At 73.0% G+C, this 25,040-nt stretch carries 19 protein-coding genes; 12 read left to right on the plus strand and 7 right to left on the minus strand.

What is annotated here, in order from left to right; genetic code table 11:
- Positions 1-76: 76 nt before the first annotated feature.
- Together ACZ6NC_RS18900 and ACZ6NC_RS18905 are read left to right on the plus strand one after the other, a co-directional pair.
- Positions 77-535, plus strand: a complete 459-nt coding sequence (locus ACZ6NC_RS18900) for a MarR family winged helix-turn-helix transcriptional regulator (RefSeq protein WP_465734127.1) — start codon at positions 77-79, stop codon at positions 533-535.
- A gap of 209 nt (positions 536-744) precedes the next feature.
- Positions 745-2,241 carry an MDR family MFS transporter gene (locus tag ACZ6NC_RS18905; RefSeq protein WP_465734255.1) on the plus strand — a complete coding sequence of 499 codons (1,497 nt, stop codon included), beginning with the start codon at positions 745-747 and terminating at the stop codon, positions 2,239-2,241.
- 69 nt (positions 2,242-2,310) lie between these two features.
- On the opposite strand, the gene ACZ6NC_RS18910 is transcribed toward ACZ6NC_RS18905, so the two are convergent.
- Both ACZ6NC_RS18910 and ACZ6NC_RS18915 read right to left on the minus strand, forming a co-directional pair.
- The gene (locus tag ACZ6NC_RS18910; protein WP_465734129.1) at positions 2,311-2,580 is read right to left on the minus strand and encodes a hypothetical protein; all 270 of its coding nucleotides are present in this window, start codon (positions 2,578-2,580) and stop codon (positions 2,311-2,313) included.
- Between the two features lie 26 nt (positions 2,581-2,606).
- Complete coding sequence (locus ACZ6NC_RS18915; RefSeq protein ID WP_465734131.1) at positions 2,607-3,797, minus strand: inorganic phosphate transporter; 1,191 nt, start codon at positions 3,795-3,797, stop codon at positions 2,607-2,609.
- Positions 3,798-4,135: 338 nt separating this feature from the next.
- On the opposite strand from ACZ6NC_RS18915, the gene ACZ6NC_RS18920 reads away from it, so the two are divergent.
- Positions 4,136-5,764, plus strand: a complete 1,629-nt coding sequence (locus ACZ6NC_RS18920; RefSeq protein WP_465734133.1) for a C40 family peptidase — start codon at positions 4,136-4,138, stop codon at positions 5,762-5,764.
- Between the two features lie 63 nt (positions 5,765-5,827).
- Here ACZ6NC_RS18920 and ACZ6NC_RS18925 read toward each other — a convergent pair whose 3' ends face one another.
- Entirely contained in the window at positions 5,828-8,113 is a 2,286-nt protein-coding gene (locus ACZ6NC_RS18925) for an FdhF/YdeP family oxidoreductase (protein WP_465734135.1), read from the minus strand.
- A gap of 172 nt (positions 8,114-8,285) precedes the next feature.
- Between ACZ6NC_RS18925 and ACZ6NC_RS18930 the strand changes: the two genes are divergently transcribed.
- The gene (locus ACZ6NC_RS18930) at positions 8,286-10,118 is read left to right on the plus strand and encodes a serine/threonine-protein kinase (RefSeq protein WP_465734137.1); all 1,833 of its coding nucleotides are present in this window, start codon (positions 8,286-8,288) and stop codon (positions 10,116-10,118) included.
- A 12-nt stretch (positions 10,119-10,130) separates the two neighbouring features.
- Here the strand turns inward: ACZ6NC_RS18930 and ACZ6NC_RS18935 are convergent, their stop codons facing one another.
- Entirely contained in the window at positions 10,131-12,053 is a 1,923-nt protein-coding gene (locus ACZ6NC_RS18935) for an FAD/NAD(P)-binding protein (RefSeq protein WP_465734139.1), read from the minus strand.
- A complete protein-coding gene (locus ACZ6NC_RS18940; protein WP_465734141.1) occupies positions 12,050-13,060 on the minus strand; it encodes an amino acid ABC transporter permease in 1,011 nt (336 codons plus the stop codon). The genes ACZ6NC_RS18935 and ACZ6NC_RS18940 overlap by 4 nt, the downstream gene beginning before the upstream one ends.
- A gap of 671 nt (positions 13,061-13,731) precedes the next feature.
- On the opposite strand from ACZ6NC_RS18940, the gene ACZ6NC_RS18945 reads away from it, so the two are divergent.
- From ACZ6NC_RS18945 to ACZ6NC_RS18970, 6 genes are all read left to right on the plus strand, one after another.
- Positions 13,732-14,910: an LLM class flavin-dependent oxidoreductase gene (locus tag ACZ6NC_RS18945; protein WP_465734143.1), complete on the plus strand. Its 1,179-nt coding sequence runs from the start codon at positions 13,732-13,734 to the stop codon at positions 14,908-14,910.
- Positions 14,911-15,001: 91 nt separating this feature from the next.
- Entirely contained in the window at positions 15,002-15,949 is a 948-nt protein-coding gene (locus ACZ6NC_RS18950; protein ID WP_465734145.1) for an ABC transporter substrate-binding protein, read from the plus strand.
- 40 nt (positions 15,950-15,989) lie between these two features.
- Positions 15,990-17,003 (plus strand): amino acid ABC transporter permease, encoded by a 1,014-nt coding sequence (locus tag ACZ6NC_RS18955; protein ID WP_465734147.1) that lies wholly within the window; start codon positions 15,990-15,992, stop codon positions 17,001-17,003.
- A gap of 26 nt (positions 17,004-17,029) precedes the next feature.
- Positions 17,030-17,782 carry an amino acid ABC transporter ATP-binding protein gene (locus tag ACZ6NC_RS18960; protein WP_465734257.1) on the plus strand — a complete coding sequence of 251 codons (753 nt, stop codon included), beginning with the start codon at positions 17,030-17,032 and terminating at the stop codon, positions 17,780-17,782.
- A gap of 44 nt (positions 17,783-17,826) precedes the next feature.
- Positions 17,827-18,813, plus strand: coding sequence for an ABC transporter substrate-binding protein (locus tag ACZ6NC_RS18965; protein ID WP_465734149.1), 987 nt, complete (start codon positions 17,827-17,829; stop codon positions 18,811-18,813).
- Between the two features lie 94 nt (positions 18,814-18,907).
- Positions 18,908-20,092, plus strand: a complete 1,185-nt coding sequence (locus ACZ6NC_RS18970; RefSeq protein ID WP_465734151.1) for a serine/threonine-protein kinase — start codon at positions 18,908-18,910, stop codon at positions 20,090-20,092.
- Here ACZ6NC_RS18970 and ACZ6NC_RS18975 read toward each other — a convergent pair.
- Entirely contained in the window at positions 20,063-20,809 is a 747-nt protein-coding gene (locus ACZ6NC_RS18975) for an MBL fold metallo-hydrolase (RefSeq protein WP_465734153.1), read from the minus strand. The genes ACZ6NC_RS18970 and ACZ6NC_RS18975 overlap by 30 nt on opposite strands.
- Before the next feature lie 292 nt (positions 20,810-21,101).
- Between ACZ6NC_RS18975 and ACZ6NC_RS18980 the strand changes: the two genes are divergently transcribed.
- A complete protein-coding gene (locus ACZ6NC_RS18980) occupies positions 21,102-21,953 on the plus strand; it encodes a fumarylacetoacetate hydrolase family protein (protein WP_465734155.1) in 852 nt (283 codons plus the stop codon).
- An 88-nt stretch (positions 21,954-22,041) separates the two neighbouring features.
- On the opposite strand, the gene ACZ6NC_RS18985 is transcribed toward ACZ6NC_RS18980, so the two are convergent.
- On the minus strand, positions 22,042-22,782 hold the full coding sequence (locus tag ACZ6NC_RS18985) for a TetR/AcrR family transcriptional regulator (RefSeq protein WP_465734157.1): 741 nt from the start codon (positions 22,780-22,782) through the stop codon (positions 22,042-22,044).
- 318 nt (positions 22,783-23,100) lie between these two features.
- Here ACZ6NC_RS18985 and ACZ6NC_RS18990 point away from each other — a divergent pair, with 318 nt between their 5' ends.
- Positions 23,101-24,852 (plus strand): DUF885 domain-containing protein, encoded by a 1,752-nt coding sequence (locus ACZ6NC_RS18990; protein ID WP_465734159.1) that lies wholly within the window; start codon positions 23,101-23,103, stop codon positions 24,850-24,852.
- Positions 24,853-25,040: the final 188 nt, after the last annotated feature.

Below are 25,040 nucleotides of genomic sequence, written 5' to 3' on the forward strand. Positions count from 1 at the left end.
TCATACCATCAACTAGTCGGCCCGGTATCCCTCCCGCGCCGCGTTCCGGCTCGGCGGGCTGCGGGATACTGGCGCCGTGAGTGCGGAGAGTGACGACGAGTCCGTGGTGGCGGTGGAGCGCGAGGTCTCGCTGCTGTTCCGGCGCGGCCGGGCCCGGGTGGCGGAGATGTCCCGCCGGGTGCATCCCCAGTTGGAGGGCATGGCGTACAGCCTGCTCGCCTACATCGAGCAGGCCGGGCGGGTGCGGGTGACCGACGTCGGCGTGCACTTCGCGGTGGGCAAGGCCACGGTGAGCCGGCAGATCCGGGCCCTGGAGGAGCTGGGCCTGGTGGACCGGGAGGCGGACCCGCTGGACCGGCGGGCGGCCCTGGTCTCGCTCACCGAGGACGGCCGACGGCGCTTCCTGGGGGCGCGGGATGCCCGGATGGAGCGGGTGCGCGCGCTGATGGCCGACTGGCCCGAGGAGGACGTGGTCCGCTTCGCGGAGCTGCTGCACCGCTTCAACGACGTGGTCGGGGAGGGCATGGGGGCCTGAGGCGCAAGGCCCGGGGTGGGCCGGGAGCAGATTTTACTTCGGCTTGAAGAAAGTTGCCCTAGTCAACCATTCGCCCTATGGTTGCTTAAGGCAACGATTTCTTGCCCTTCGTCTGCCGTCTCCGCTTCCGCCTCGCACCCCGCCGAAGGACCCAGATGACCGTCACCACCCCAGCCGCGACCGGAGCCGCCACCGCCGACGACCAACCCATGACGCACCGGCAGGTGATGGAGGCGCTGTCCGGACTGCTGCTCGGCCTCTTCGTGGCCGTGCTGTCGTCGACGGTCGTCTCCAACGCGCTGCCCCGCATCCTCACCGACCTCCACGGCGGCCAGTCCGCCTACACCTGGGTGATCACCGCCACCCTGCTCACCCTCACCGCCTCCACCCCGATCTGGGGCAAGCTCTCCGACCTCGCCAGCAAGAAGCTGCTGCTGCAGATAGCCCTGGTCATCTACATCGCTTCCTCGGCGCTGGCCGGCCTCTCCCAGAACACCGGCCAGCTGATCGCCTGCCGGGCCCTCCAGGGCATCGGCGCGGGCGGTGTCACCGCGCTCGCCCAGATCTGCCTGGCCGCGATGGTCCCGCCGCGTGAGCGCGGCCGGTACAGCGGGTACTTCGGCGCCGTCTTCGCCCTGGCCACCATCGGCGGGCCGCTGATCGGCGGCGTCATCGTCGATACCTCCTGGCTCGGCTGGCGCTGGTGCTTCTACGTCGGCATCCCGTTCGCGCTGGCCGCGATCGCGGTGCTCCAGCGCACGCTCAAGCTGCCCGTGGTCAAGCGCAAGGTGAAGATCGACTACCTGGGCGCGCTGGTCATCACCGGCGCCGTCAGCCTGCTGATGATCTGGATCACCCTGGCCGGCAAGAACTACGCCTGGCTCTCCTGGCAGACCCTGGTCATGGTCGGCGGCGGGCTGCTGCTCGGCGCCCTAGCCGTGGTGGTCGAGAAGCGCGCCGCCGAGCCGATCATCCCGCCGGACCTCTTCCGCCACCGCACCGTCACCCTGGCCGCGCTCGCCAGCGTCCTGGTCGGCATCGGGATGTACGGCGCGACCACCTTCCTCAGCCAGTACTTCCAGCTGGCGCGGGAGAAGTCCCCGACCATCGCCGGCCTGATGACCCTGCCGATGATCCTCGGCCTGGCCGTCTCCTCCACCGTGGCCGGCAAGCTGATCACCAAGTACGGCAAGTGGAAGGTGTACCTGGTCTCCGGCACCCTGATGCTGGCGATCGGCTTCGGCCTGCTCGGCACCGCCCGGGCCGACACCGACTACGGGCTGCTCTCCGTCTACATGGCGATCACCGGCATCGGCCTCGGCCTGACCATGCAGAACCTCGTCCTCGCGGTGCAGAACACGGTGCCGCGGAGCGAGCTCGGCGCGGCCAGCTCGGTCGTCACCTTCTTCCGCACCATGGGCGGCGCGATGGGCGTCTCCGCGCTCGGCGCCCTGATGAGCAACAAGGTCGGCCACTACCTGGCGGAGAACCTGTCCGCCGCGCACATCCCGGCCACCGGCGCTGCGGCCGGCGGGGGCATTCCGGACCTGCACAAGCTGCCCGCCCCGGTCGTCCCGCTGGTGACGGACGCCTTCGGGCACGGCGTGGGCGTGGTCTTCCTGATGGCGGCGCCGTTCGCGCTGCTGGCCTTCATCACGGTGCTGTTCATTCGCGAGACCGCGCTGCGCACCACCCAGCAGGGCTGACGGCGGCCGGAGACGGCGAAGGGGCCGGGGAGCGGAACCACCCCCCCCCGGCCCCTTCGGCATCGACGACTAGTGTCCGGCGATCAGGGACAGGCCGTAGAGGACGGCCGCGCCGCAGACCGCGAAGCAGGCGTACGCGCCGGCCAGGGCCAGCCGGCCGGCGGTCGCGGTCGCGGTCGCGGCAGTGGTGCCGGTGCCGGCCGCCGAGCGCTGCGCGGTCAGCGCGGCCTCGCGGCGGGAGAGGGCCAGGATGCCGAGCGCGAAGACGGCGACCACGGCGACGGTGATGCCGAAGCTGAAGCCGGCGGTCTGGGCCAGGGCGTTCCACTTGATGTGCATGGTGTGTGCTCCTCAGCCGGCGGCGCTCAGGCCGCGACCGTGGTCGAGGCGGGGGTGGGGGTCACGGGCGTACCGGCCGGGCCCACCTCCACCGGGGTGACGGTGTCGACCGGGGTGACCTCGTTGACGTTGTCCGCCCCGACCGGCTGGCGGCGGGAGAGGACCCACATCGCGCCGGAGCCTGCCACCAGGGCGGCGCCGACCAGGGCCACGCCCCAGCTGCCCTGCTCGGCCAGGAAGGCCGCGGCGCCGGAGACCGTGGCGGCGGCGGGCAGGGTCAGGCCCCAGGTGTAGACCATGCGGCGGACCAGGCTCCAGCGCAGCTCGCCCTTCGGGCCGCCGAGGCCGGCACCCATGATGCCGCCGGAGCAGACCTGGGTGGTCGAGAGGCCGAAGCCCATGTGCGAGGAGGTCAGGATGACGGTGGCGGCGGCCGACTCGGAGGCGAAGCCCTGTGGCGCCTGGATGTCCGCCAGGCCCTTGCCCATCGAGCGGATGATCCGCCAGCCGCCCATGTAGGTGCCGAGCGCGATCGCGGCACCGGCCGAGACGATCACCCAGGTGGGGGGCAGCGCGCCCTTCGGCAGGGCGCCGACCGAGACCAGGGTCAGGGTGATGATGCCCATCGTCTTCTGGGCGTCGTTGGTGCCGTGGGCCAGCGAGATCAGCGAGGAGGAGAACACCTGGCCGGTCTTGAAGCCCTTGGTGACGGTCTCGCCGTTGCTCTTGCGGGTGATCGCGTACGCCAGCTTGGTGGCGCCCCACGAGGCGAGGCCGGCGACCAGCGGGGAGGCGACCGCGGGGATCAGGATCTTGGTGACGACGGTGTCGAAGTTGACACCGTTGACGCCGACGCCGACCACGGTGGCGCCGATCAGGCCGCCGTAGAGCGCGTGCGAGGAGCTCGACGGCAGGCCTCTCAGCCAGGTGAGCAGGTTCCACAGGATCGCACCGACCAGTGCGGCGAAGATGATCTCCGGGTGGATGCCGGTCTTCTCGTTGACGATGCCGCCGGAGATGGTGGTGGCGACCTTCACGGACAGGAACGCGCCCGCGAAGTTGAGGACGGCCGCGATGGTGACCGCGACCTTGGGCCGAAGGGCTCCCGTCGCGATGGAGGTGGCCATCGCGTTGGCGGTGTCGTGGAACCCGTTGGTGAAATCGAAGGCGAGCGCCGTGATGATCACAACGGCCACCAGGAACGAGATGTGTTCCATAACCCAAACAATCGTCGTAGTTGTCGCACTGACGTTGGTGTCGTTCGCGACGGTAGGGATGTTCGGTGAACGGAAGGTGAACTGGGCCGGGATTCGTGGTTCCGATGGTGGCCGAGGGGTTGCCGACACCTGTCTCCAAGGTGTCCACAGCCGTACTGAGCTGGGCATTGGCGGGAGAACGTCCCGGTTCGGTCCGGTTTGCTGAGACCCGTCTCACAGTCGGGCCGGAGAATTCACCGGCCCGTACGGGTGCGGTCTGTTTCTGGCGAGTAACCCATGACAGGATTCGGCGTGGCTCCCGGAGACCCCGGAGCCGTCGGGTCGGGGAGGACACACCCATGGGCGGGGCTGCACAGCGGACGGAAACGGCCGGACTGCGACCGTGGGTGCGGGCCGCCCTGCGCTGCGGAGCCGTGCTCGCGGCCGCCGCGCTCGCACTGCCGCTGGCCACCCAGGCCGCGTACGCCGCACCCGACCCCGGCACCCCCGGCGTCACCGCCCCGACCGCCGCCCCCGGCGCCGACCCGCTCGCCGACGCCAAGGCCACCCTCGGCCCGCTGCTCGACAGGCTGCACGAGCTGTACAAGGGCGCCGAGGCCGCCACCGAGCAGTACAACGCCGCGGTCGCCAAGGTGACCGAGCAGCAGGCCACGCTCGCCGACCTCAAGGACCGGCTGGAGCGCCAGCAGAAGCTGGTCGACGCCGGTACCGACATCGCCGCCCAGCTCGCCGCCGCGCAGTACCGCAACGGCGCCGCCTCGGCCTACGCCGAACTGCTGCTCTCCAAGGACCCGTACGAGGCCGTCACCATCGCCGAGCTGCTCGCCGCCGCCAGCCGCTCGCAGTCCGAGTTCCTGGACCGGCTGAAGACCGACCGCGAGGCGCTCGGCGGGCTGCAGAAGCAGAACGAGGAGGCGCTGAAGGGCTCGCAGGCGCTGGTCGCCCAGCAGGACGCCGCCAAGGCCAAGGTCGCCACCGATCTGATCTCCGTCGAGCAGCTGGTCTCCTCGCTCACCGGCGCCCAGCGCACCGAGCTGGAGAAGCTGGAGAAGGTCAAGGCCGACGAGGCCCAGCTCGCCTTCCTCGCCTCCGGCGCACTCGGCAAGGGCGAGCGGACCCCCTCGCTGACCGGCCGCGCCGCCGTCGCGTACGCGCTGGCGCAGCTCGGCAAGCCCTACGTGTGGGGCGGCGCCGGCCCGGAGGTCTTCGACTGCTCCGGCCTCACCTCGCAGGCCTGGCTGCACGCGGGCAAGCCGATCCCGCGCACCAGCCAGGAGCAGTGGGCCCAGCTCCAGCACATCGCGCTGAACCAGCTGCGCCCCGGCGACCTCGTCATCTACTTCGAGGGCGCCACGCACGTCGCGCTCTACATCGGCGGCGGGCTGGTCGTCCAGGCTCCCCGGCCGGGCGCCGTGATCAAGGTGTCGCCGATCGGCTCGATGCCGATCCTCGGCGCCGTCCGGCCCGACCCGGAGACGGCGTCGGACGAGGCGGGCGGCGCCTGGAAGGTGCCGGACCTCCCGGCCGGCTGGGACACCGTCACCCCGATCGCGCCGAGCCCGGCCAACCAGGTGCCGGAGGCACCCGCCCCGGGCACACCGGCCCCGGCGACGCCGGCACCCGGCACGCCCGCGCCGGGCACGCCGTCCACCACGCCGACGGGCACTCCCACGGAGACCCCGACCGGGACGCCGACGGGCACTCCCACGGGGACGCCGACCGGGACGCCGACGGGTACTCCCACCGGCACCCCCACGGGCACGCCGACCGGTACTCCCACGGGGACGCCGACCGGGACGCCGACGGGTACTCCCACCGGCACCCCCACGGGCACGCCGACCGGCACTCCCGCCGGGACGCAGACCGGCACGCCGACCTCGTCCGGCTCGGCCACCGGTACCGGCTCGGCCAGTGCCTCGGCCCCGGGCTCGACCTCGGCGACCCCGCTGCCGTCCGGGCAGAACTGACGCGAACGCCGAGGGGGCCCGCGGACCGCGAAGGTCCGCAGGCCCCCTCGGGCGTTCGCGGGCTCAGCTCGCGCCGCTGTCCGGCTCGAAGCGGATCACCACGGCCTTGGAGGTCGGGGTGTTGCTGATGTCGGCGGTGGAGTCCAGCGGCACCAGCACATTGGTCTCCGGGTAGTACGCGGCCGCGCCGCCGCGCGCCACCGGGTAGTGCACCACCCGGAAGTGCGGGGCGCGGCGCTTCACGCCGTCCTTCCATTCGCTCACCAGGTCGACGTACGCCCCCTCGGCCAGGCCCAGTTCGGCGGCGTCGGCCGGGTTGACCAGGACGACCCGGCGGCCGCCGGTGATGCCGCGGTAGCGGTCGTCCAGGCCGTAGATCGTGGTGTTGTACTGGTCGTGCGAGCGGAGCGTCTGCAGCAGCAGGCGGCCGGCCGGCACCTCGGGCGCGGTGAGCGGGTTGACCGTGAAGTTGGCCTTGCCGGTCGCCGTCGGGAAGGTCCGGGAGTCGCGCGGGCCGTGCGGCAGGGTGAAGCCGCCGGGCCGGCGGACCTTCTCGTTGAAGTCCGCGAAGCCCGGCACCACCCGGGCGATCCGCTCCCGCAGGGTGTCGTAGTCGGCGGCGAACTCCTCCCACGGCACGGTGTCCTGCGGGCCGAGCGCGGCGCGGGCCAGCCGGCAGACGATCGCCACCTCGGAGAGCAGCCCCGGGGCGGGCGGGCGCAGACCGCCGCGCGAGGAGTGCACCTGTCCCATCGAGTCCTCGACGGAGACGAACTGGGCACCCTTGGCGGTGACGTCCCGGTCGGTGCGGCCCAGGGTGGGCAGGATCAGCGCGCGGGCGCCGGTCACCACGTGCGAGCGGTTCAGCTTGGTGGAGACGTGCACGGTCAGCCGGCAGCGGCGCATGGCCGCCTCGGTGACCTCGGTGTCCGGGCTGGCCGCGACGAAGTTGCCGCCCATCGCGAAGAACACCCGGACCTTGCCGTCGCGCATCGCGCGGATGGTGTCCACCGAGTCGTAGCCGTGCGCGCGCGGCGGCTCGAACCCGAACTCGCCGCCCAGCGCGTCCAGGAAGGCCTCGGACGGGCGCTCGAAGATGCCCATCGTCCGGTCGCCCTGCACGTTGCTGTGCCCGCGCACCGGGCAGACGCCGGCGCCCGGGCGGCCCACGTTGCCGCGCAGCAGCAGGAAGTTGACCACCTCGCGGATGGTCGGCACGGCGTGCTTGTGCTGGGTGAGGCCCATCGCCCAGCAGACGATCACCTTGCGCGAGCCGAGCACCAGCCGGGCCAGCTCCTCGATCTGCTCCCAGGGCACACCGGTGGCGGCCAGCACCTCCTCGCGGCGGGTCTGCCGGGCCTCGGCGGCGAACTCCTCGAAGCCGTGGCAGTGCTCCGCGACGAAGGCCTCGTCGACGCCGCCGTCGGCGTCCAGGATCAGCTGGTTGAGCGCGCGGAACAGGGCGAGGTCGCCGCCGAGCCGGATCTGCAGGAAGAGGTCGGTCAGCTTGGTGCCGTGGCCGACCAGGCCGCGCGCGTTCTGCGGGTTCTTGAACCGTTCCAGGCCGGCCTCCGGCAGCGGGTTGACGCTGACGACGGTGGCGCCCGCGCGCTTGGCCCGCTCCAGGGCGGAGAGCATCCGCGGGTGGTTGGTACCCGGGTTCTGGCCGGCCACGATGATCAGGTCCGCCTGGTAGAGATCCTTCAGGCTGACGCTGCCCTTGCCGACGCCCAGCGTCTCGGTGAGCGCCGAACCGGACGACTCGTGGCACATGTTGGAGCAGTCCGGCAGGTTGTTGGTGCCCAGCCGGCGGGCGAACAGCTGGTAGGCGAAGGCGGCCTCGTTGCTGGTCCGGCCGGAGGTGTAGAACGCGGCGCCGTCCGGGGTGTCCAGCGCCCGCAGCTCGTCGGCGATCAGCGCGAAGGCCTCGTCCCAGCCGATCGGCGTGTAGTGGGTGGCGCCCTCGTCCAGCAGCATCGGTTGGGTGAGGCGGCCCTGCTGGCCGAGCCAGTAGCCGGACCGTTCGGCCAGCTCGGCCACCGGGTGGGCGGCGAAGAACTCGGCGTGGATCCGGCGCTCGGTGGCCTCCTCGGCGACGGCCTTGGCGCCGTTCTCGCAGAACTCGGCGGTGTGCGTCTTGCCCGGCTCGGGCCAGGCACAGCCGGGGCAGTCGAAGCCGTCGGGCTGGTTCACCTTGCGCAGGGTGGCCAGGGTGCGGCGGGCGCCCATCTGCTCGGCGGCCATCCGGAGGCTGTGGCCGACCGCGGGCAGCCCGGCGGCCGCGTGCTGGGGCGCCGACACCTCGGGGGCGTCCTGCGCCGGGTCGCTCTGCGGGGCCTGCTTGGCCATGACTGCGCTCCTCGGCTGTTGCTCGTCCGGCCGCCGCGTCGTCGCGGGGGCCTGGGGGCGTCTCCGTCCCTGGGGCCATCCTTCCACCTGGAGCGGGGCGGGGGCAGGGGCCCCGGGCGGGCCCGGCGGCGTCGGTAGAGTGTGACGGCTTCGAGAGGTGGGGGTGGGGCGGGTGACGGTCGGGGATGTCCTCGACGGCCGGTACGAGCTGCTGGAACGGCTCGGCCAGGGCGGCTTCGGCGTGGTGTGGCGGGCCTTCGACACCCGGATGCAGCGGCGGGTGGCGGTCAAGGTCATCGGCCACCACGGAGAGGACCAGCAGAAGGCCGCGCTGCGGTTCGTCCGGGAGGCCTGCGCGGCCGGGAACCTCTCGCACCCGCACATCGTCACCGTGCACGACCTCGGGGAGGGCGAGCTCGGCGGCCGGCAGGTGACCTACCTGGTGATGGAGCTGCTCACCGGCCGCACCCTGACCGCCGTGCTCCGGTCCGGCCTGCCCGATCCGGTGCAGAGCCTGCGCTGGGGGCAGCAGATCTGTTCGGCGCTGGCCGCCGCCCACGACGCGGGCATGGTGCACCGCGACATCAAGCCCGACAACATCATGGTCACCGAGGCCGGCACGCTGAAGGTGCTGGACTTCGGCATCGCCCAGCTGGACGTCGGCGCGGGTGGGCTGACCACCACCGGGACGGTCATCGGCAGCCCGGCGTACATGGCGCCGGAGCGCTGGACCGGCGGCCGGGTGGACGGCCGGGCGGACCTCTACGCGTTCGGCTGCGTGCTGGTCGAACTCTGCACCGGGGCGCGGCCGTTCAGCGGCGACTCGACGCCGGTGCTGATGTACCAGCACCTCAACGAGCCGCCGCCGGCGCTGGATCCGGCACAGTTCGGGCTGCCGGGGGAGGTGGCTGCGCTGGTCACCGAGCTGCTGGCGAAGGACCCGGTGGACCGCCCGGCCGATGCCCGGTCGGTGGAGCGGCGGCTCGCGGCCCTGGCGCAGCGGCGCACGGCGGAGGGGGCGGCCGCGCCGCATGCCCCGACCGCGACGGTGCTGGACCGTCCGGCGCCGCCCCCGCCGCCCCCGCCGTCGGCACCTCCCGCCCAGCCGGTGGCGCCGCCTTCCGCCCCGCCCGTCGCGCCGCCGCGCGCCGCGGTGCCGCCCGTGCTCTCGCCGCTCACCACGCCGCCGGTCACCGCCCCGCCCGCCACGGCGAACGACGCCGTCCGGGCCGCGCTGCGCGAGCGCCGCAACGCCGCGTTCCGGGCGCCCACCGCCGGGGAGTCCGCCATCCAGCTCCAGGCGGTGGCCCGGGACTCCGTCGTCGCGCTCGGCGCCACCGACCGGGACACGCTCTGCGCCTGGCGGGACTTCACCTGGTACCTGAGCCGGGCCGGCGACCTCGACGGGGCGATCCGCCTGCTCTCCACCGTGGTCGAGGACATGCGGCTCGCGCTGGGCCAGACCGATCCGGACACCCTGGCCGCCCGGTACCACCTGAGCTGGTGCATCGGCGAGAGCGGTGAGACGGTCACCGCGATCCGCCAGCTCTCCCAGCTGCTGCCGGACATGCACGCCGCCTGGGGCGGCCACGACGCGCGCGTCCTGAAGGCCCGGCACGACCTGGCGGTGTACGCGGCCAACCGGGGCGATCTGGCCGGCGCCGTGCTCCAGCTGCGCACGCTGCTGCCGGACCTCGCCCGGGCGCTCGGCGAGCAGCACCCGACCACCGTCCAGGCCTGGCACGACCTCTCGGGCTACCAGCAGCGGCTGGCGCAGCCGGCCCGCCGCCCCCGCGCCGCGCGGCGGATGAAGATCAGCCCGCTCGAAGCCGTGGTGCTGATCCGGCGCCTCCTGGCCTGGGACTTCGCCTCGGACCAGGAGGCCAACGCCTGCCTGAACGCGCTGGAGCGCGGGACCGGCATCAAGGGCGTCGGGGACTGGATCCTCTCCGCGCCCGACCACGTCACCGCCGAGGACCTGGTGGAGGAGCTCTTCGGTCCGTGACGCCCTGCGCGCTCAGCGGCAGCCGCTCACCGCCGGCTCCGCAGGCACGCCGGCCAGGGCGCGCAGCAGTGCCCGGGCGGTGGCGTCGTTCTGCCGGAACCCGGGGGAGTCGGTACGCGGCCGGGCGAAGGCCGCCGCCGCGCGGAGGCTGGTGTGCGGGCCGAGGGCGGTGCGGCGCGGGTGCGCCTCGCCGTTCAGGGCCGGGTCCAGTACGCGGCTGTCGGCGGGGCGGATGGTGACCAGCCCGGACCGGTGGGTGTGCTCCGCGTCGGTGACCACCTCCTCCACGATCCGCCCGGCGCGGTGCAGTTCGCGCAGCAGCGGGTCACGGGTGCGGGCCGGTGCGTGCTTGGGCAGGTACGCCTCGACGAGTGCGGTGGCGGTGACGCTGTGCCCGGGCACGGTGGCGCCGGACACCCGCCAGGTGCCGTCGGCCTCGTCCCGTTCGACCCGGATGCCGGCGCCGAGGAAGCGCACCACGCCGGCCTCGGAGAGCGCGACCAGTTGGCGCAGCCGGAAGCCGGGTGGCCCGGAGGCGAGGTAGCTGAAGTAGCCGAAGAACCACTCGTCGACGTCCTCGTCGACCGAGCGGGCGGAGAGCCGGCCGGAGGCGAGGACGCGGGGCAGTTGGGCGAAGAGCGAGAGCAGGGCGAGGAAGGCGCCGAGGTCGGCGCTGTGGGCGGGGTCGGCACGGCGGTCGGCGTCCGTGGTGATGTAGTCGCGCAGGTGGCGCTGGAGTTCGTCGTCGGAGCCGAGTTCGACGCCGGCCAGCGGGAAGTCGAGCCGTTCGAAGTCCAGCCGGTCGGCCGGGTCGGGGACGGCCAGGGCGACCAGCCGGGCGAGTTCGGGGGAGTACCAGTCGTACGCGTCGTAGCCGGCCAGGAACTCCTCCCAGGGCAGCGCGGTGCGTCCCGGGTGGGCGTGGAACAGCTCGTGGTAGTGCCCGAAGCCGATGTCCTTGGCCATCAACGGCCAGAAGTCGCGGCGCAGTTCGAGCCGCCCGGGCTTTTCGAGGACGGCGTCGACGGCGGCCGCGTCGAAGTAGCGGGGGAGCGGGGCGGGCGGGCCCTGGAGCCGGTAGCCGGTCTTGGAGTGGTACGGGACCCCGCGCCGGGAGCCGACGTGGATCACCGGCTCGCGGCCGGACGGCCGGTAGGCCAGGCCGGCGGGCGTCTCCTCGAAGCGGCCGCCGCGGCCCTCGGTGAGCAGTGCCAGCAGGTCCACGAAGGCGAGGCCGAATCCGCGCAGGACGAGCTGCTCGCCGGGGGCGATGCCGGAGAGGTCGGCGTCGGCGGAGAAGGCGGGCGGCAGGTGGAAGCGGCCGTGCCGGGCTGCGAACCCGGCGTCGGCGGCGTACCGGGGGTGGGGGTCGGAGTCGAGGTGGCCGAGGGTGAGGGCGACCTGGTCGGCGGTGAGGACGCGGTCGCCGAGGTGGACGAGCTGCGGGCCGTCGGCCGGGCCCTCGATCCGGCGGACGGTGTCGCGGTGCACGGTGACGGTGATGTGCGGCGGCAGGTCGGCGACGGCGCGGCGGAACACCCAGTCCAGGTAGGCGCTCTGGGCCCGGCGGGTGGGGAAGTCGGTGGGCGCGAGGGCGCGCAGCTCCGCCCGGACGGCCGGGTCGGGTATCTCCCGGTAGGGCGCGAACTCCTCGCTGTGGGCGGCCCATTCGGCCAGCGAGGGGCCGGGGCGGACCGGCCCGTCGATGGTGGACCGTTCGTCGGTGAACATCGTGACGTCCTCGGCCATCGAGTTCATCCGCAGCAGCGGGGACTGGTCGTAGCGCCAGATCCGGCCCGCTCCGGGCGGGTACGGGTCGACCAGGTGGATGTCCAACGGCCGGTCGTCGGGCAGCAGTTCGGCAGAGTTGGCGGCGATCCGCTCCAGCAGCCCGGTGCCGCGCGGACCGGCGCCGACGATCACCAGGCCGGTCATGACTTCACCGCGGGGGCGGACTCGGCGTCGGCGGCGGTCCGCAGCCGGCGGTAGGCGGCCCGGGCCTTCTGCAGCGGGGTGGGTGGCAGGCCCTCGCGGGTGGCGCCCTTGGCGTAGTGCCGTTCGACGTAGTACTGCCCGATCGACAGGACCGTGGTGATGACGATGTACCAGATGGTGGCGACCATCAGCATCGGGATGACCTGGTACGACTGCAGGTAGACCAGCTGGACCGAGTAGAGCAGATCGGAGACGGCCAGCACACTGATGATGCTGGTGCCCTTGAGCGCGCTGATCAGCATGTTTCCCGCGGTAGGCACGATCGAGCGCATCGCCTGCGGGACGACGATCCGGCGCAGCACCCGCCACCGGCCCAGCCCGAGCGCGGAGGCGGCCTCCAGCTGGCCGCGGTCGACGGAGAGGATGCCGCCGCGTACCACCTCGGCGGCGTACGCGGCCTCCAGCAGGGTGAGGCCGATGACGGCGGTGAGGGTGGGGCCGAAGAGGTTGACGGTCCTGACGGTGACGAACTCCGGGCCGAACGGGATGCCCAGGCCGAGAGTCGGGTAGAGCGCGCCGATGTTGAAGAAGAGCAGCAGCTGCACCAGCGCCGGGGTGGAGCGGAAGATCCAGATGTAGACCCAGCTGAGCGTGCGCAGCACCGGGTTGGTGGAGAGCCGCATGGTGGCGAGGACGGTGCCGAGGACGAAGCCGAGGGTGAGGGTGACGGCGGTCAGCCAGAGGGTGAGGGTGAGGCCGTTCAGGACGGAGGTGGCGGTGAACCAGTCGGCCACCACGTCCCACTGGAAGGCCTTGTTGCGGATCACCGAGTTGAGCGCCATCGCGAAGAGCAGCAGGGCGACGGCGGCGGAGATCCACTGGCCGGGCCGGCGGCGGGCGATCAGCCGGGCGTCGGCGTCGGCGGGGGCGGCGTTCGGCGGGGCGGGGTGGCGGCCGGTCTTCGTGAGGGCGGCGGGCGCGGGAAGGACGTCCTGCGGGGTGGCCATGAGGAGGCTCCAGGCGGCGCGAGTGCGGGCGGGCGGGAGGTACGGATGCGGTCACGTACGGCCGTCTCGCCGGTCCGCGTCCCTCAACACGGCCGGCCCTGCACTGCTACTCCTCCGTGATCGTACGCATGCGCGATCGGCGCCTGTCAAGGGTGGTGCGGCCGCCCGCCCGGTGTGGTCGTACGGCGACAGACGATCGCAACAGAGCGGTAATGGTGGGTGGTTGACGCCACGCATCCTCGACTGCTCAACTTGTGGCCATGTACGCCGAGCAGCCCCTGGTCACCCGCGACCACATCGACTTCGGTCGGGTGTGGTCCGCGGCGTGTCGCGGCTGACCCGGCAGCGGGCCGTCCAGCCGGCCCTGTCCTCCTAGGAGCCTCCCCCCACAGGGGCCGCTCCCCCGGAGAGCCCTCCCTCGGTGCCCCGTCGCGGGCCGGGAGAGCCGTCACCAGCTGACGGCTCATCAGGCGCACGCTGCCGCCGCTTCCTCTCCTCCCCACCACTGCGCTCCGGCAGTCTCCTCGTCCACCGCCACGTACCGGCGCCGTCGTACCCCCGGCCTGGCCCCGCCACGGCCTCCTCCGGCGCACCCCGCCATCGGCGGGCTGCGGGTACCCCCGGCACACCCGCAGCCCGCCGGCTCCGTACGACCCGAAAGGTCAGTCACCATGCCCGTCGAATTCCTCGGCATCGCCGCCACCGGCGACGGTTCGGAGACCACCCCCCGCTCCACGGCCGCCTTCGACCGCGACTACACCCTGCGGCTGGCCCGTGCCCACGAGGACCACGGCTGGGACCGCGTGCTGTTCGCCTACGGCGCCGGCGCCCCCGACCCGGCGGCGGCCGCGGCGTTCCTCGCGGCCCGGCTCGACCGCCTGCAGATCCTGCTCGCCCACCGGCCGAACGTCTCCCACCCGACCTACGCCGCCAAGACCTTCGCCACCCTGGACCGGATCAGCCAGGGGCGGCTCACCGTCCACTTCATCACCGGCGGCAACGACCACGAGCAGCAGCGCGAGGGCGACTTCCTGACCAAGGACCAGCGCTACGCCCGCACCCGCGAGTACATCGGGATCGTCAAGAAGGCCTGGACCAGCCGGGAGGCCTTCGACCACGAGGGCGAGCACTACCGCTTCAACGACTTCCTCGCCGACGTCTTCCCCGTCCAGGAGCCGCGTCCGGACGTCTCCTTCGGCGGCTCCTCGGAGGCCGCCTACGCGGCCGGCGGCGCCGAGGCGGACATCTACTGCCTCTGGGGCGAGCCGCTGGCCCGGACCGCCGAGCAAATCGAGCGGGTGAAGGAAGCGGCGGTGGCCGCCGGGCGCACCGACGTACCGCGGATCCAGGTCGCGTTCCGGCCGATCATCGCGCCGACCGAGGAGCTGGCCTGGGAGAAGGCGTACCGGACGGTGGACGCCATCCGGGCCCGCAAGGAGTCCGGCGAGCTGCTCCGCCGCAGCCGCGCGTCCGGTTCGGCCCGGCCCGGGGCCGTGGCGCCCGAGAACGTCGGTTCGCAGCGGCTGATCGAGATCGCCGAGGCCGGTGAACGCTACGACCGCGCGCTCTGGACCCCGACCGCGGCCGCCACCGGCGGGGCCGGCAACTCCAACGCCCTGGTCGGCACCCCGGAGACGGTCGCCCAGGCGCTGCTGGACTACTACGACCTGGGCGTCGACATCCTCTCCGCCCGTGGCTATGCGCTGCTGGACGACGCGATCGACTTTGGCCGGTACGTCATCCCGATCGTCCGTGAGGAGGTCGCCAAGCGCGACGCCGCCAAGGCGGAGGCCGAGCGGACCGCCCGGGCCGAGCGGGACCGGCACCAGTTGATCGCGGTGCAGGCGTGAGCGGCGCGCCCGGCACCACCGGCCCGCCGCCGTCCGAGAAGCACCCGCCGGTCCACGGCTCCTGACATCCACCCCGGAAAGGCACCGCCCCGTGAGAACCACCACCGTCCGCCGCCGCCTGCTCGCGGTTACCGCCCTGCTGCCGGTCCTGGCGCTGGCCGCGTGCGGCTCGGACCCGAAGACCGCCCGGCCGGGCAGTGCGGGCCAGGCGGCCACCGCCGCCGGCCAGGACCTCGTCTCCGGCATCGCCAGGTCGGACGGCGCCGCCGCGCTGCTGCCCGAGGACGTCCGCAAGTCCGGCACGGTGAGGTTCGGCTCGTCGTTCGGCTACCCGCCGAGCGCCTTCTACGCCGACCAGGCCACCAAGAAGCCGGCCGGCGTGGACATCGACTTCACCGACGCGGTGGCCAAGGTGCTGGGCCTGACCGTGCAGCGCGAGGAGGCCGCCTTCGAGACCATCCTGCCCGCGCTCGGCAGCGGCAAGTACGACGTCGGCACCGGCAACTTCGGCGTCACCACGGCCCGGTTGAAGACCATCGACTTCGTCACCTACATCGACGACGGCCAGGGCTTCGCGGTGAAGAAGGACAACACCACGATCCAGCCGGTCACCGACCTGTCGCAGCTCTGCGGGCTGACCATCGGCACCGGCGCCGGCACCACCTTCGAGACCACCCTCAACGCCAAGAAGAACGTCTGCACCGACGCCGGCCGGAAGCCGTACGAGGTGAAGGCGTTCAGTGACAGCGGCGCCGTCCTCACCGGCCTCCAGCAGGGCCGGGTGGACATCACGATGTCCACCATCAACGGCCTGCGCTACCAGGCCTCCCAGGAGGCGTCCGGGACGAGGTTCCTCGGTGAGTTCCACCGGCTGGACGTCGGGTTCGCGTTCAAGAAGGGCTCCCCGCTCACGCCCGCGTTCCAGGCGGCGGTCAACCAGCTGATCAAGGACGGGACGTACGACAAGATCCTCAAGAAGTGGGGAGTCGCCGAGTCGGCGATCGAGGAGTCCCGGATCAGCCCGCCCGAGCACGCGTGAACCCCTGTCCGGGCCCCGGGCCTGTTGGAGGCATCCCACCATGACCATCACCACCACCGCCGCCGGCGCGACGGCCGGCGCCCCGGCGAAACCGGCGGGCAGGCCGGCCGGCCGCATCGACCTGGACGGGCTGGCCGGTCTGCGGACCGTCCGCGCCCGGCACCCCTGGCGCTGGGCGGCCGGCGCCGTCGCCCTCGTCGTCCTCGCCCAGTTCGCCCATGGGCTGGCCACCAACCCCGCCTGGGACTGGGCCACCTTCCGGATCTACTTCTCCGCCGAGACCATCCTGCACGCCGTCGGCCGCACCATCGAACTCACCCTCTACGGCACCGTGCTGGGCTTCCTGCTGGGCGCCGTGGTGGCCGCGATGCGGCTGTCCCGCAGCGCGGTCCTGCAGTCCATCGCCTGGGCCTACGTCTGGGCGTTCCGCTCGATCCCGCTGATCGTCCAGCTGGTCTTCTGGTTCAACCTGTCCTACCTCTACAAGCGGTTCGGCATCGGCATCCCGTTCGGCCCGACCTTCGCCGACGTCGAGACGATCGGCGTGCTGGGCGCGGTCGGCGCCGCCGTGCTCGGCCTCGGCCTGCACCAGGCCGCGTTCGCCGCCGAGATCATCCGCGGCGGCATCATCGCCGTCGACGCCGGCCAGCGCGAGGCCGCCACCGCCCTGGGCGTGCCGCGGTGGCGCCAGGCCTGGCGGATCGTGCTGCCGCAGGCGATGCGCGGCATCCTGCCGGCCGCCGCCAACGAGGTGATCTCGCTGTTCAAGGGCACCTCGGTGGTCTACGTGATGGCCATCGGCGAGCTCTTCTACCAGGTACAGGTCGTCTACGGCCGCACCGGCCGGGTGGTGCCGCTGCTGATGGTCGCCACCGTCTGGTACGTGCTGCTGACCACGGTGCTGTCGATCGGCCAGTACTACGTCGAGCGCTACTTCGCCCGCGGCGCCGAGCGCACCCCGCCGCCCACCCCGCTGCAGCGGGCCCGGGCCCGCGTCCAGGGCCTGCGGGCCGCCCGCACCCCCGTCGACCCCGCCACCGGAGGACACCCGTGACCGCCACCGCCGTTGCCGCAGAACCCATGGTGCAGGTCAGGGGCCTGTACAAGAGTTTCGGGCAGCTCGCCGTGCTGCGCGGGGTCGACCTCGACGTGGCGGCCGGCTCGGTGACGGTGGTGCTCGGCCCGTCCGGCTCCGGCAAGTCCACCCTGCTGCGCTCGATCAACCACCTGGAGAAGCTGGACCGGGGCTTCGTCGCGATCGACGGCGAGCTGATCGGCTACCGGCGCTCCGGCGACCGGCTGCACGAGCTCAAGGAACGCGAGGTCCTGCGCCAGCGCACCAACATCGGCTTCGTCTTCCAGAACTTCAACCTGTTCCCGCACCTCACCGTGGTGGAGAACATCATCGAGGCGCCGGTCAGCGCTCTGCGCCGGCCCAGGGCCGAGGCCCGGGCGGCGGCGCTGGAGCTGCTGGAGCGGGTCGGCCTGGCCGACAAGGCGGACGCCTACCCCCGCCAGCTCTCCGGCGGCCAGCAGCAGCGGGTGGCGATCGCCCGGGCGCTGGCCCTGGAGCCGAAGGTGCTGCTCTTCGACGAGCCCACCTCGGCGCTCGACCCCGAGCTGGTCGGCGAGGTGCTGGACGTCATCAAGGACCTCGCCCGGGCCGGCACCACCATGATCGTGGTCACCCACGAGATCGGATTCGCCCGCGAGGTCGCCGACACCGTCGTCTTCATGGACGGCGGAGTGGTGGTCGAGCAGGGCCCGCCGGAGGCCGTCCTGGACGACCCGCGGCACGAGCGCACCCGGTCCTTCCTGGCCAAGGTCCTCTGACCGTCCCCTTCCGTACGTCCCTTCCACTGCGCAGGAGTTCCGCCATGTCCCTACCCCGTCGCGTCCTCGTGACCGCCGCCGCGCTCGCCGCCACCCTCATCCTGGGCGCCTGCGGCAGCTCCCCGGACGCCTCGGCGGAACTCGCCCCCGCAAAGGGCGGCACCGCGCCGAACGGCACCACCGTCAACCTGACGCCCGACCAGAACCGGGTCACCACGCCCAAAGTCGAATCCGTCGCGGCGCTGGTTCCGGAGGAAATCAGGAAGAGAGGCACCCTGACCGTCGTCGACTCCCTGGGCACCACACCGCCGCTGGACTTCTACGCCAACGACGACCGGACCATCATCGGTGTCGAGCCCGACCTCGCCTCGCTGATCGGCAACGTCCTCGGCCTGAAGGTGGAGTTCAACCCGGTCTCCTGGGAGAACATCTTCGTCGGCCTGGACAGCGGCAAGTACGACGTCGGCGTCTCCAACATCACCGTCACCGAGGCCCGCAAGGAGAAGTACGACTTCGCCACCTACCGCCTGGACGTCCTCGGCTTCGAGGCCAGGAAGGGCAGCGGCTGGAAGGTCACCGGGCCCAAGGACATCGCCGGCAGGACCGTCGCCGTCGCCTCCGGCACCAACCAGGAGAAGCTGCTGATCGCCTGGAACGAGGAGAACACCAGGAACGGCCTCAAGCCGGCCGAGATCAAGTACTTCCAGAACTCCTCCGACTACTACCTCGCCCTCTCCTCCGGCCGGATCGACGCCTACCTCGGCCCCAACCCCGTCGCCGCCTTCCACGCCGTGCAGACCGGCGAGACCGAGGTGGTCGGCACCTACTCGGGCGGCGGCGCCGAGGTGCTCGGCAAGATCGCGGCGACCACCAGGAAGGACAGCGGACTGGTCCAGGCGCTCAACGGCGCGATCAACGAGGTGATCAGGAACGGCAGCTACGCCCAGGTGCTGAAGCGCTGGGGCCTGGACGCCGAGGCCGTGCCGGCCTCCGAGATCAACCCGCAAGGCCTGCCCAAGCCCAAGCCGTAGCCTTGTTCACCCTCCTGTTCTCCCCCACCGCTATCGTGGCCCCGGTCACGGTGAACACCGTTCGAATCCGGTGGACTTGGGGGTTGGGGGAGACATGAGGGCTGGGGAGGTGCTGGACGGCCGCTACCGGTTGGACCGCAAGCTCGGCGCGGGCGGCTTCGGGGTGGTCTGGACGGCGTACGACAGCAACATCGGACGGCCGGTCGCGGTCAAGGTCCTCTCCGAGGAGAAGGCGAGCGACGAGGAGGCGGTCGAGCGCTTCATCCGGGAGGCCAGGACCGCGGGCAGCCTCTCCAATCCGCACATCGTCACCCTGCACGACTACGGCCGGGTGCAGCAGGGCGACCTGTCCACCCACTACCTGGTGATGGAGCTGGTGAACGGCCGGCCGCTCTCCGCCGTCCTCAGGGAGGGCACCCCCGACCTCGCGCTGTCGCTGAAGTGGGTCCGGCAGGTCTGCAAGGCCCTGGACGCGGCCCACCGCTCGGGCGTGGTGCACCGGGACATCAAGCCCGAGAACATCATGATCGCCGACAGCGGCGAGGCCAAGGTCCTGGACTTCGGGATCGCCCGGCTGCTCACCCAGTCCGGCAGCGGGCTCACCTCCACCGGCGTGGTCATCGGCACCCCGCCCTACCTGGCGCCCGAGTGCTGGTCCGGCGCGCCCATCGACGGCCGGGCCGACCTCTACGCGCTCGGTGTGGTGCTCTTCCAGCTCTGCACCGGGCAGCGGCCGTTCAACGCCGGGTCGCCGGTCACCATGATGTACCAGCACCTGAACGACCCGCCGCCGCCGGTCCACACCCCCTACCCGGCGCTCGCCGTGCTGGTCCGCCAACTGCTCGCCAAGGACCCGGCCGACCGGCCCGCCGACGCCGCCGAGGTCCGCCGCCGGCTGCGCGAGATCCGGCTCGGCCCGGAGGAGCCCAGCGCCGAGGCGCTGCGCAGGCGGGCCGACCAGGCCTGGCAGCACGGGGCGGAGGGCCGGCCGGGGGAGGCCGTCCGGATCCTCACCCGGCTGATCCCGCAGCTCGCCCGGGTCTGCGGCCCCGACGACGTCCGCACCCTGCGCACCTGCCACGACCTGGCCCTCTGGCTGGCCCGCGACGGCAGCCCGGCCGCCGCCGTCGCGCTGCTGACCGAGCTGTCCGGGGCTCTCGGCGAGCCGGACGCCCGCGCCGACGTGCTGCGCGACCTGGACCGCTGGCGGCGTGCGTGCGAGCGCGGGGACCCCGGCCCGGACCGGCCGCTATCCCTGCGCCAACTTCTCGACGGCTGACCGCAAGGCCGCCGAGGCCCCGCTGGTGATCGGGTCGCCGTGCCCGAACACCGCCGTCTCCACCGGCAGCGCGGCCAGCCGGCGCAGGGCGTCGGCGGCCCGCGCCGGGTCGGTGTTGAAGACGCCGAGCATGGTCTGCCCGCCGACGTTGGCCACCGCGTCCCCGGTGAACAGGACGCCGGGCCCGGGCAGGTGCAGGGCGATGCTGCCGTCGGTGTGCCCCGGTACGTGCACCACCACCGCGCCGCCGCCGAAGCCGAGCACCTCGCCGTCCTCGACCTCCCGGTCGACCGGGCAGGGCGGGGCGGGGGGCAGCGGCGGCAGGCCGTCCTTGATCTCCTGCTCGAACGGGCTCAGCACTGGCGGCACCGGGGCCTGCTCGCCGCGGACCACCGGGGCCTCCAGCCGGTGCGCCACCACCTCGGCGCCCCAGCGCTTCGCCAGCTCGGCGGCCGAGCCGGTGTGGTCCTCGTGGTGGTGGGTCAGCACGATCCTCCGCAGCGCCGCCGGGTCCGACCCGGCCCGGCGGATCGCCGCCTCGACGGCGTCGGCCGACCCGGCGATGCCGGTGTCGACCAGGGTGAGGGCCTCCCCGCCGCCGCCCCCGCCTCCGTTACCGTCCCCGTTCTCGGCCCCGCGCTCGTCCCGCCAGAGGTAGGCGGTGCCGAAGTCCAGTGTGATCATGTACAACTCGGGCCGTACCCGTATCAGCTCCATGCCCGCGATCCTGCGCGCCCGCCCCGCCGCCCATGCGCCTGTTCGCCCTGAGCATGGGGTCGTTCGCCCACAGCGGAGCCCTCCCGGGGCCCGCCACGGCCGGTCCGGAGGGCTGTCAACCGTACGGGCACCTGATTCGGCCCCGTCGCGGCTTGTGGGAATTGATAGGAATTCGCCCATCGAGACGGTCTGGTTCGAAGGTGGGAGGCGTTGATATACCTCGCATGCAAGAGTCCGGGAGCGGTGTGCGGCCGCCCCGGCCAGCTGCGAAGAAACTGGTGGTGACGCTCATATGAAGCTCCTCCGTGTCGGACCTCCGGGCGCCGAGCGTCCGGTCGTGCTGGGCCAGGACGGCACCGCGTACGACCTCTCCGAGCGGGCCCGGGACATCGACGGCGCCTTCCTCGCCGGGCTCGACCCGGAAGCGCTGGCCCGCGACGTGGCCGCCGGCCTGCTGCCGGAGGCCGACCTCGCCGGGCAGAGGGTGGGCGCGCCCGTCGCACGGCCGGGCAAGGTGGTCGGGATCGGGCTCAACTACCGCGACCACGCCGCCGAGGCCGGGGCGCCGATCCCGGACGAGCCGGTGATCTTCCTCAAGCCCAGCTCCACCGTGGTCGGCCCGTACGACGAGGTACTGGTGCCGCGCGGCGGCGAGAAGACCGACTACGAGGCCGAGCTGGCCATCGTGATCGGCCGGACCGGCCGGTACCTGGCGGACCACGCGGCGGCCGCGCAGGTCATCGCCGGGTACACCATCGCCAACGACGTCACCGAGCGCGCCTTCCAGTTCGAGCGCGGCGGCCAGTGGGACAAGGGCAAGTCGGCGGAGACCTTCACCCCGCTCGGGCCGTGGCTGGTCACCGCCGACGAGGTGGCGGACCCGCAGCGGCTGCCGCTGCGCCTCTGGGTCAACGGCGAGCTGCGGCAGGACGGCTCCACCTCGCAGATGGTCTTCCCGGTGCTGGAGATCGTCCGGTACGCCAGCCAGTTCATGGTGCTGGAGCCGGGCGACGTGATCGTCACCGGCACCCCGGCCGGCGTCACCCTGGGCCACCCGGGCACCCCGTTCCTGATCCCCGGGGACATCGTCGAGATCGAGATCGACGGCCTCGGCCGGCAGCGCCAGGTGTTCGGCAAGGCGTAACCCGCCAATGGCGACCCTTGCCCCGGGCACGGGGGTCGGGGTTGCCGCGACCGCAGGGCCGGTGTGCCCCCCCGGAGAGTCGGACGATCTACGGCCGCCGCGCGAGCAGCTCGCGCAGCCGCTCCACCCGGGTGTCGTCCGGGCCCTCCAGCGCCAGCAGCCCCGCCAGCACGTCCGCCGTCTGCCGGTCACCGAGCGCCGTCGCCGCCGCCATCGCCACGAACTGGTCCACCAGCCAGTCCCGCAGCTCGGCCACCGGCACCGCCCGGCCCTCGTCCAGCCAGGTCAGCGACGCGCCCTCGACCACCGCGATCCACGAGCGGACCAGCAGCGTCAGCCGCGGCCCCGCCTCCCGGACGCCCAGGTGGCGCAGCGTCCGCTTGAGCGCCGCCCGCCGGACCTCGTCGATGATCGCCGAGGTGCCCGCCGTCTCCACCACCGAACCGCCGCGCAGCAGCGCCGAGTAGCCCGCGTCGTGCTCGGCCACGAAGGCGAAGTAGCTGTCCAGCACGGCCGCCAGCTGCGCGGTCGGGGTGCCGGCCAGCGGCACCGTGAACCGGCTGGTCAGCTCCTCGGCGGCGGTGCGCAGCGCGGCCTCGTACAGCTGCTGCTTGCCGCCCGCGAAGTACCGGTACACCAGCGGCCGTGACGCCCCCGCGGCCTCCGCCACGTCGTCCAGGCCCACCTCCTCGGGCGCCCGGGAGGCGAACAGCTCCAGCGCCACCGCGATCAGCTGCTCCCGCCGCTGCTGCACCGGCAGCCGCCGGTACCCGGTGCGTCGCGGGCGGGCCTCGGGGGTGGCTGGGGCTGGGGCTGAGCTGGCGTCCATGGCGGCCAGCGTAATGGGCGTCAGGGCGTTCGGCTCCTGGCCTGCGTGGTACTTCTCGAACGGCCGTCCGTGTCGCTGCCGCTGGTACTGGTCTTCCGCATGGCGCCGCCGATCACCTCGTACACCTTTACGGGCCTCGGACGCTTCTGTGCCGTGCTGATCGGCCTCTGCTTCCTCCCCTTCGCGCGCGGACGGCCCACCTGGGACGCGGGCCTGCGGCTCCGGGGTGGCGGGAGCGGCGGGCCGGAGCCTGAACTGGCAGGCCCATGCCACGGGATAGGGGCTTGCAATCGGCCCCTGCCACGAAATGATGTCCGAATGGTTGAAGAACTGATCAGCTCCGACGGCACCACCCCGCGCCGTATCGCCGACGCCTACGTCCAGGCGCTCGCTCTGCTGGATCCGCTGACCGCGGTGTATCTGGGGCTCAACCCCGAGGACGACCGCCTCCCCGACCTCTCCCCGGCCGGCGTCGAGGCGGTCGCCGAGCTGGCCCGGCACACCCTCGCGCAGCTCTCCGAGTCGGAGGCGGCCGGGGTCGTCGAGGACGAGGCCGAGCGCCGGTGCGCCCGGCTGCTGCGCGAGCGGCTCACCGCCGAACTCGCCGTCCACACGGCGGGCGAGAGCTTCCGGGCGGTCCGCAACCTGGGCTCGCCGGTGCACAACGTCCGTGACGTCTTCACCCTGATGCCCACCGGGACCGAGCAGGAGTGGGAGGTCGTCGGCCGCCGGCTGGCCCGGGTGCCCGCCGCGCTGCTGCAGTACCGCGAGACCCTCGCCGAGGGGATCGAGCGAGGCCTGCTCTCCGGCCCCCGCCAGGTCGCCACCGTGGTCGAGCAGCTGGGGGAGTGGCTGGAGACCCCGGAGGGGGGTGCGCCGCAGGGCGCCTCGGGCGAGGGCGGTGACGGGCGACGGGCGGGCTGGTTCGGCGAGTTCGTCAAGGACGCCCCCGAGGGCCTGCGTGCGGGCCTCGTCGAGCACGCCGTCGCCGCCGCCGAAGCGCTGGCCGAGCTGCGCGACTGGATGCGTGACGTCTACGGCCCGGCCGCCGCCGACGCCCCCGACACCACCGGGCGTGAGCGCTACGGCCGCTGGGTCCGCTACTGGACCGGCGCCGACCTGGACCTCGACGAGGCGTACGCCTGGGCCTGGGAGGAGTTCCACGACCTGCACGCCCAGATGAAGGCGGAGGCCGAGAAGGTGCTCCCCGGCGCCGGCCCGATGGCGGCGATGAAGTGGCTGGAGAGCGACGGCCCCGCGATCCAGGGCGCGGAGTCCGCGCGCGAGTACCTCCAGGGCCTGATGGACCAGGCGATCAACGACCTCCAGGGCACCCACTTCGACCTGGCGGAGCCGGTCACCCGGGTCGAGTCGAGGATCGCCCCGGCCGGCGGCGCCGCCGCGCCGTACTACACCGCGCCCTCGCTGGACTTCACCCGCCCCGGGCGGACCTGGCTGCCGACCATCGGCCGGGACAGCTTCCCGGTCTGGGACCTCGTCTCCACCTGGTACCACGAGGGCGTCCCCGGCCACCACCTCCAGCTCGCGCAGTGGAACTACGTCGCCGACCGGCTCTCCACCTACCAGGTCAGCCTCGGCGGGGTCAGCGCCAACCTGGAGGGCTGGGCGCTGTACGCCGAGCGCCTGATGGACGAGCTGGGCTACCTCACCGACCCCGGCCACCGGCTCGGCTACCTCAACGCCCAGATGATGCGGGCGCTGCGGGTGATCGTCGACATCGGCATGCACGTCGGCCTGGACTTCCCCGCGGACTCCCCGTACAAGCCCGGCGAGCCGGTGCTGCCGGACGCCGCCCGGGAGTTCTTCGGCCTGTACTGCGGGCTCTCGGCGGACTTCCTGGACAGCGAGCTGGTCCGCTACCTGGGCATGCCCGGCCAGGCGATCGGCTACAAGCTGGGCGAGCGCGCCTGGCTGCGCGGCCGGGCGGCGGCGCGGGCGGCGCACGAGGCGCGCGGCGAGGAGTTCGACCTCAAGGCCTGGCACATGGCGGCGCTGTCGCAGGGCTCGCTCGGCCTGGACGACCTGGTCGCGGAGCTGGCCGCGCTCTAGAGCCGCGGCGGGACTTCGCCGGGCCCCGGGTGTCGTGGGTGGACGCCCGGGGCCCGCGTGCGTCCTCGTCCGCCGCCGCCCCGGGGCCGGTCCCCTGGTCCCGGGCCTCGTCCCCTGGTCCCGGGACCCTGGTTCTTTGGTCCCGGATCGCCGTATTTGGTGAGGTTTTTCCTTGCCATTCGGCGCCC

The organism is Kitasatospora sp. NPDC041988 (genome assembly GCF_055588525.1).

What these genes read in the sequence shown, in the direction of transcription:
- ACZ6NC_RS18910 (WP_465734129.1), bottom strand. Translation starts at nt 2,580, where the DNA reads ATGCACATCAAGTGGAACGCCCTGGCCCAGACCGCCGGCTTCAGCTTC.
- ACZ6NC_RS18975 (WP_465734153.1), bottom strand. Translation starts at nt 20,809, where the DNA reads ATGGAGCTGATACGGGTACGGCCCGAGTTGTACATGATCACACTGGAC.
- ACZ6NC_RS18980 (WP_465734155.1), top strand. Translation starts at nt 21,102, where the DNA reads ATGAAGCTCCTCCGTGTCGGACCTCCGGGCGCCGAGCGTCCGGTCGTG.
- ACZ6NC_RS18955 (WP_465734147.1), top strand. Translation starts at nt 15,990, where the DNA reads ATGACCATCACCACCACCGCCGCCGGCGCGACGGCCGGCGCCCCGGCG.
- ACZ6NC_RS18935 (WP_465734139.1), bottom strand. Translation starts at nt 12,053, where the DNA reads ATGACCGGCCTGGTGATCGTCGGCGCCGGTCCGCGCGGCACCGGGCTG.
- ACZ6NC_RS18985 (WP_465734157.1), bottom strand. Translation starts at nt 22,782, where the DNA reads ATGGACGCCAGCTCAGCCCCAGCCCCAGCCACCCCCGAGGCCCGCCCG.
- ACZ6NC_RS18915 (WP_465734131.1), bottom strand. Translation starts at nt 3,797, where the DNA reads ATGGAACACATCTCGTTCCTGGTGGCCGTTGTGATCATCACGGCGCTC.
- ACZ6NC_RS18940 (WP_465734141.1), bottom strand. Translation starts at nt 13,060, where the DNA reads ATGGCCACCCCGCAGGACGTCCTTCCCGCGCCCGCCGCCCTCACGAAG.
- ACZ6NC_RS18925 (WP_465734135.1), bottom strand. Translation starts at nt 8,113, where the DNA reads ATGGCCAAGCAGGCCCCGCAGAGCGACCCGGCGCAGGACGCCCCCGAG.
- ACZ6NC_RS18960 (WP_465734257.1), top strand. Translation starts at nt 17,030, where the DNA reads ATGGTGCAGGTCAGGGGCCTGTACAAGAGTTTCGGGCAGCTCGCCGTG.
- ACZ6NC_RS18945 (WP_465734143.1), top strand. Translation starts at nt 13,732, where the DNA reads ATGCCCGTCGAATTCCTCGGCATCGCCGCCACCGGCGACGGTTCGGAG.
- ACZ6NC_RS18970 (WP_465734151.1), top strand. Translation starts at nt 18,908, where the DNA reads ATGAGGGCTGGGGAGGTGCTGGACGGCCGCTACCGGTTGGACCGCAAG.
- ACZ6NC_RS18965 (WP_465734149.1), top strand. Translation starts at nt 17,827, where the DNA reads ATGTCCCTACCCCGTCGCGTCCTCGTGACCGCCGCCGCGCTCGCCGCC.
- ACZ6NC_RS18920 (WP_465734133.1), top strand. Translation starts at nt 4,136, where the DNA reads ATGGGCGGGGCTGCACAGCGGACGGAAACGGCCGGACTGCGACCGTGG.
- ACZ6NC_RS18990 (WP_465734159.1), top strand. Translation starts at nt 23,101, where the DNA reads ATGGTTGAAGAACTGATCAGCTCCGACGGCACCACCCCGCGCCGTATC.
- ACZ6NC_RS18905 (WP_465734255.1), top strand. Translation starts at nt 745, where the DNA reads ATGACGCACCGGCAGGTGATGGAGGCGCTGTCCGGACTGCTGCTCGGC.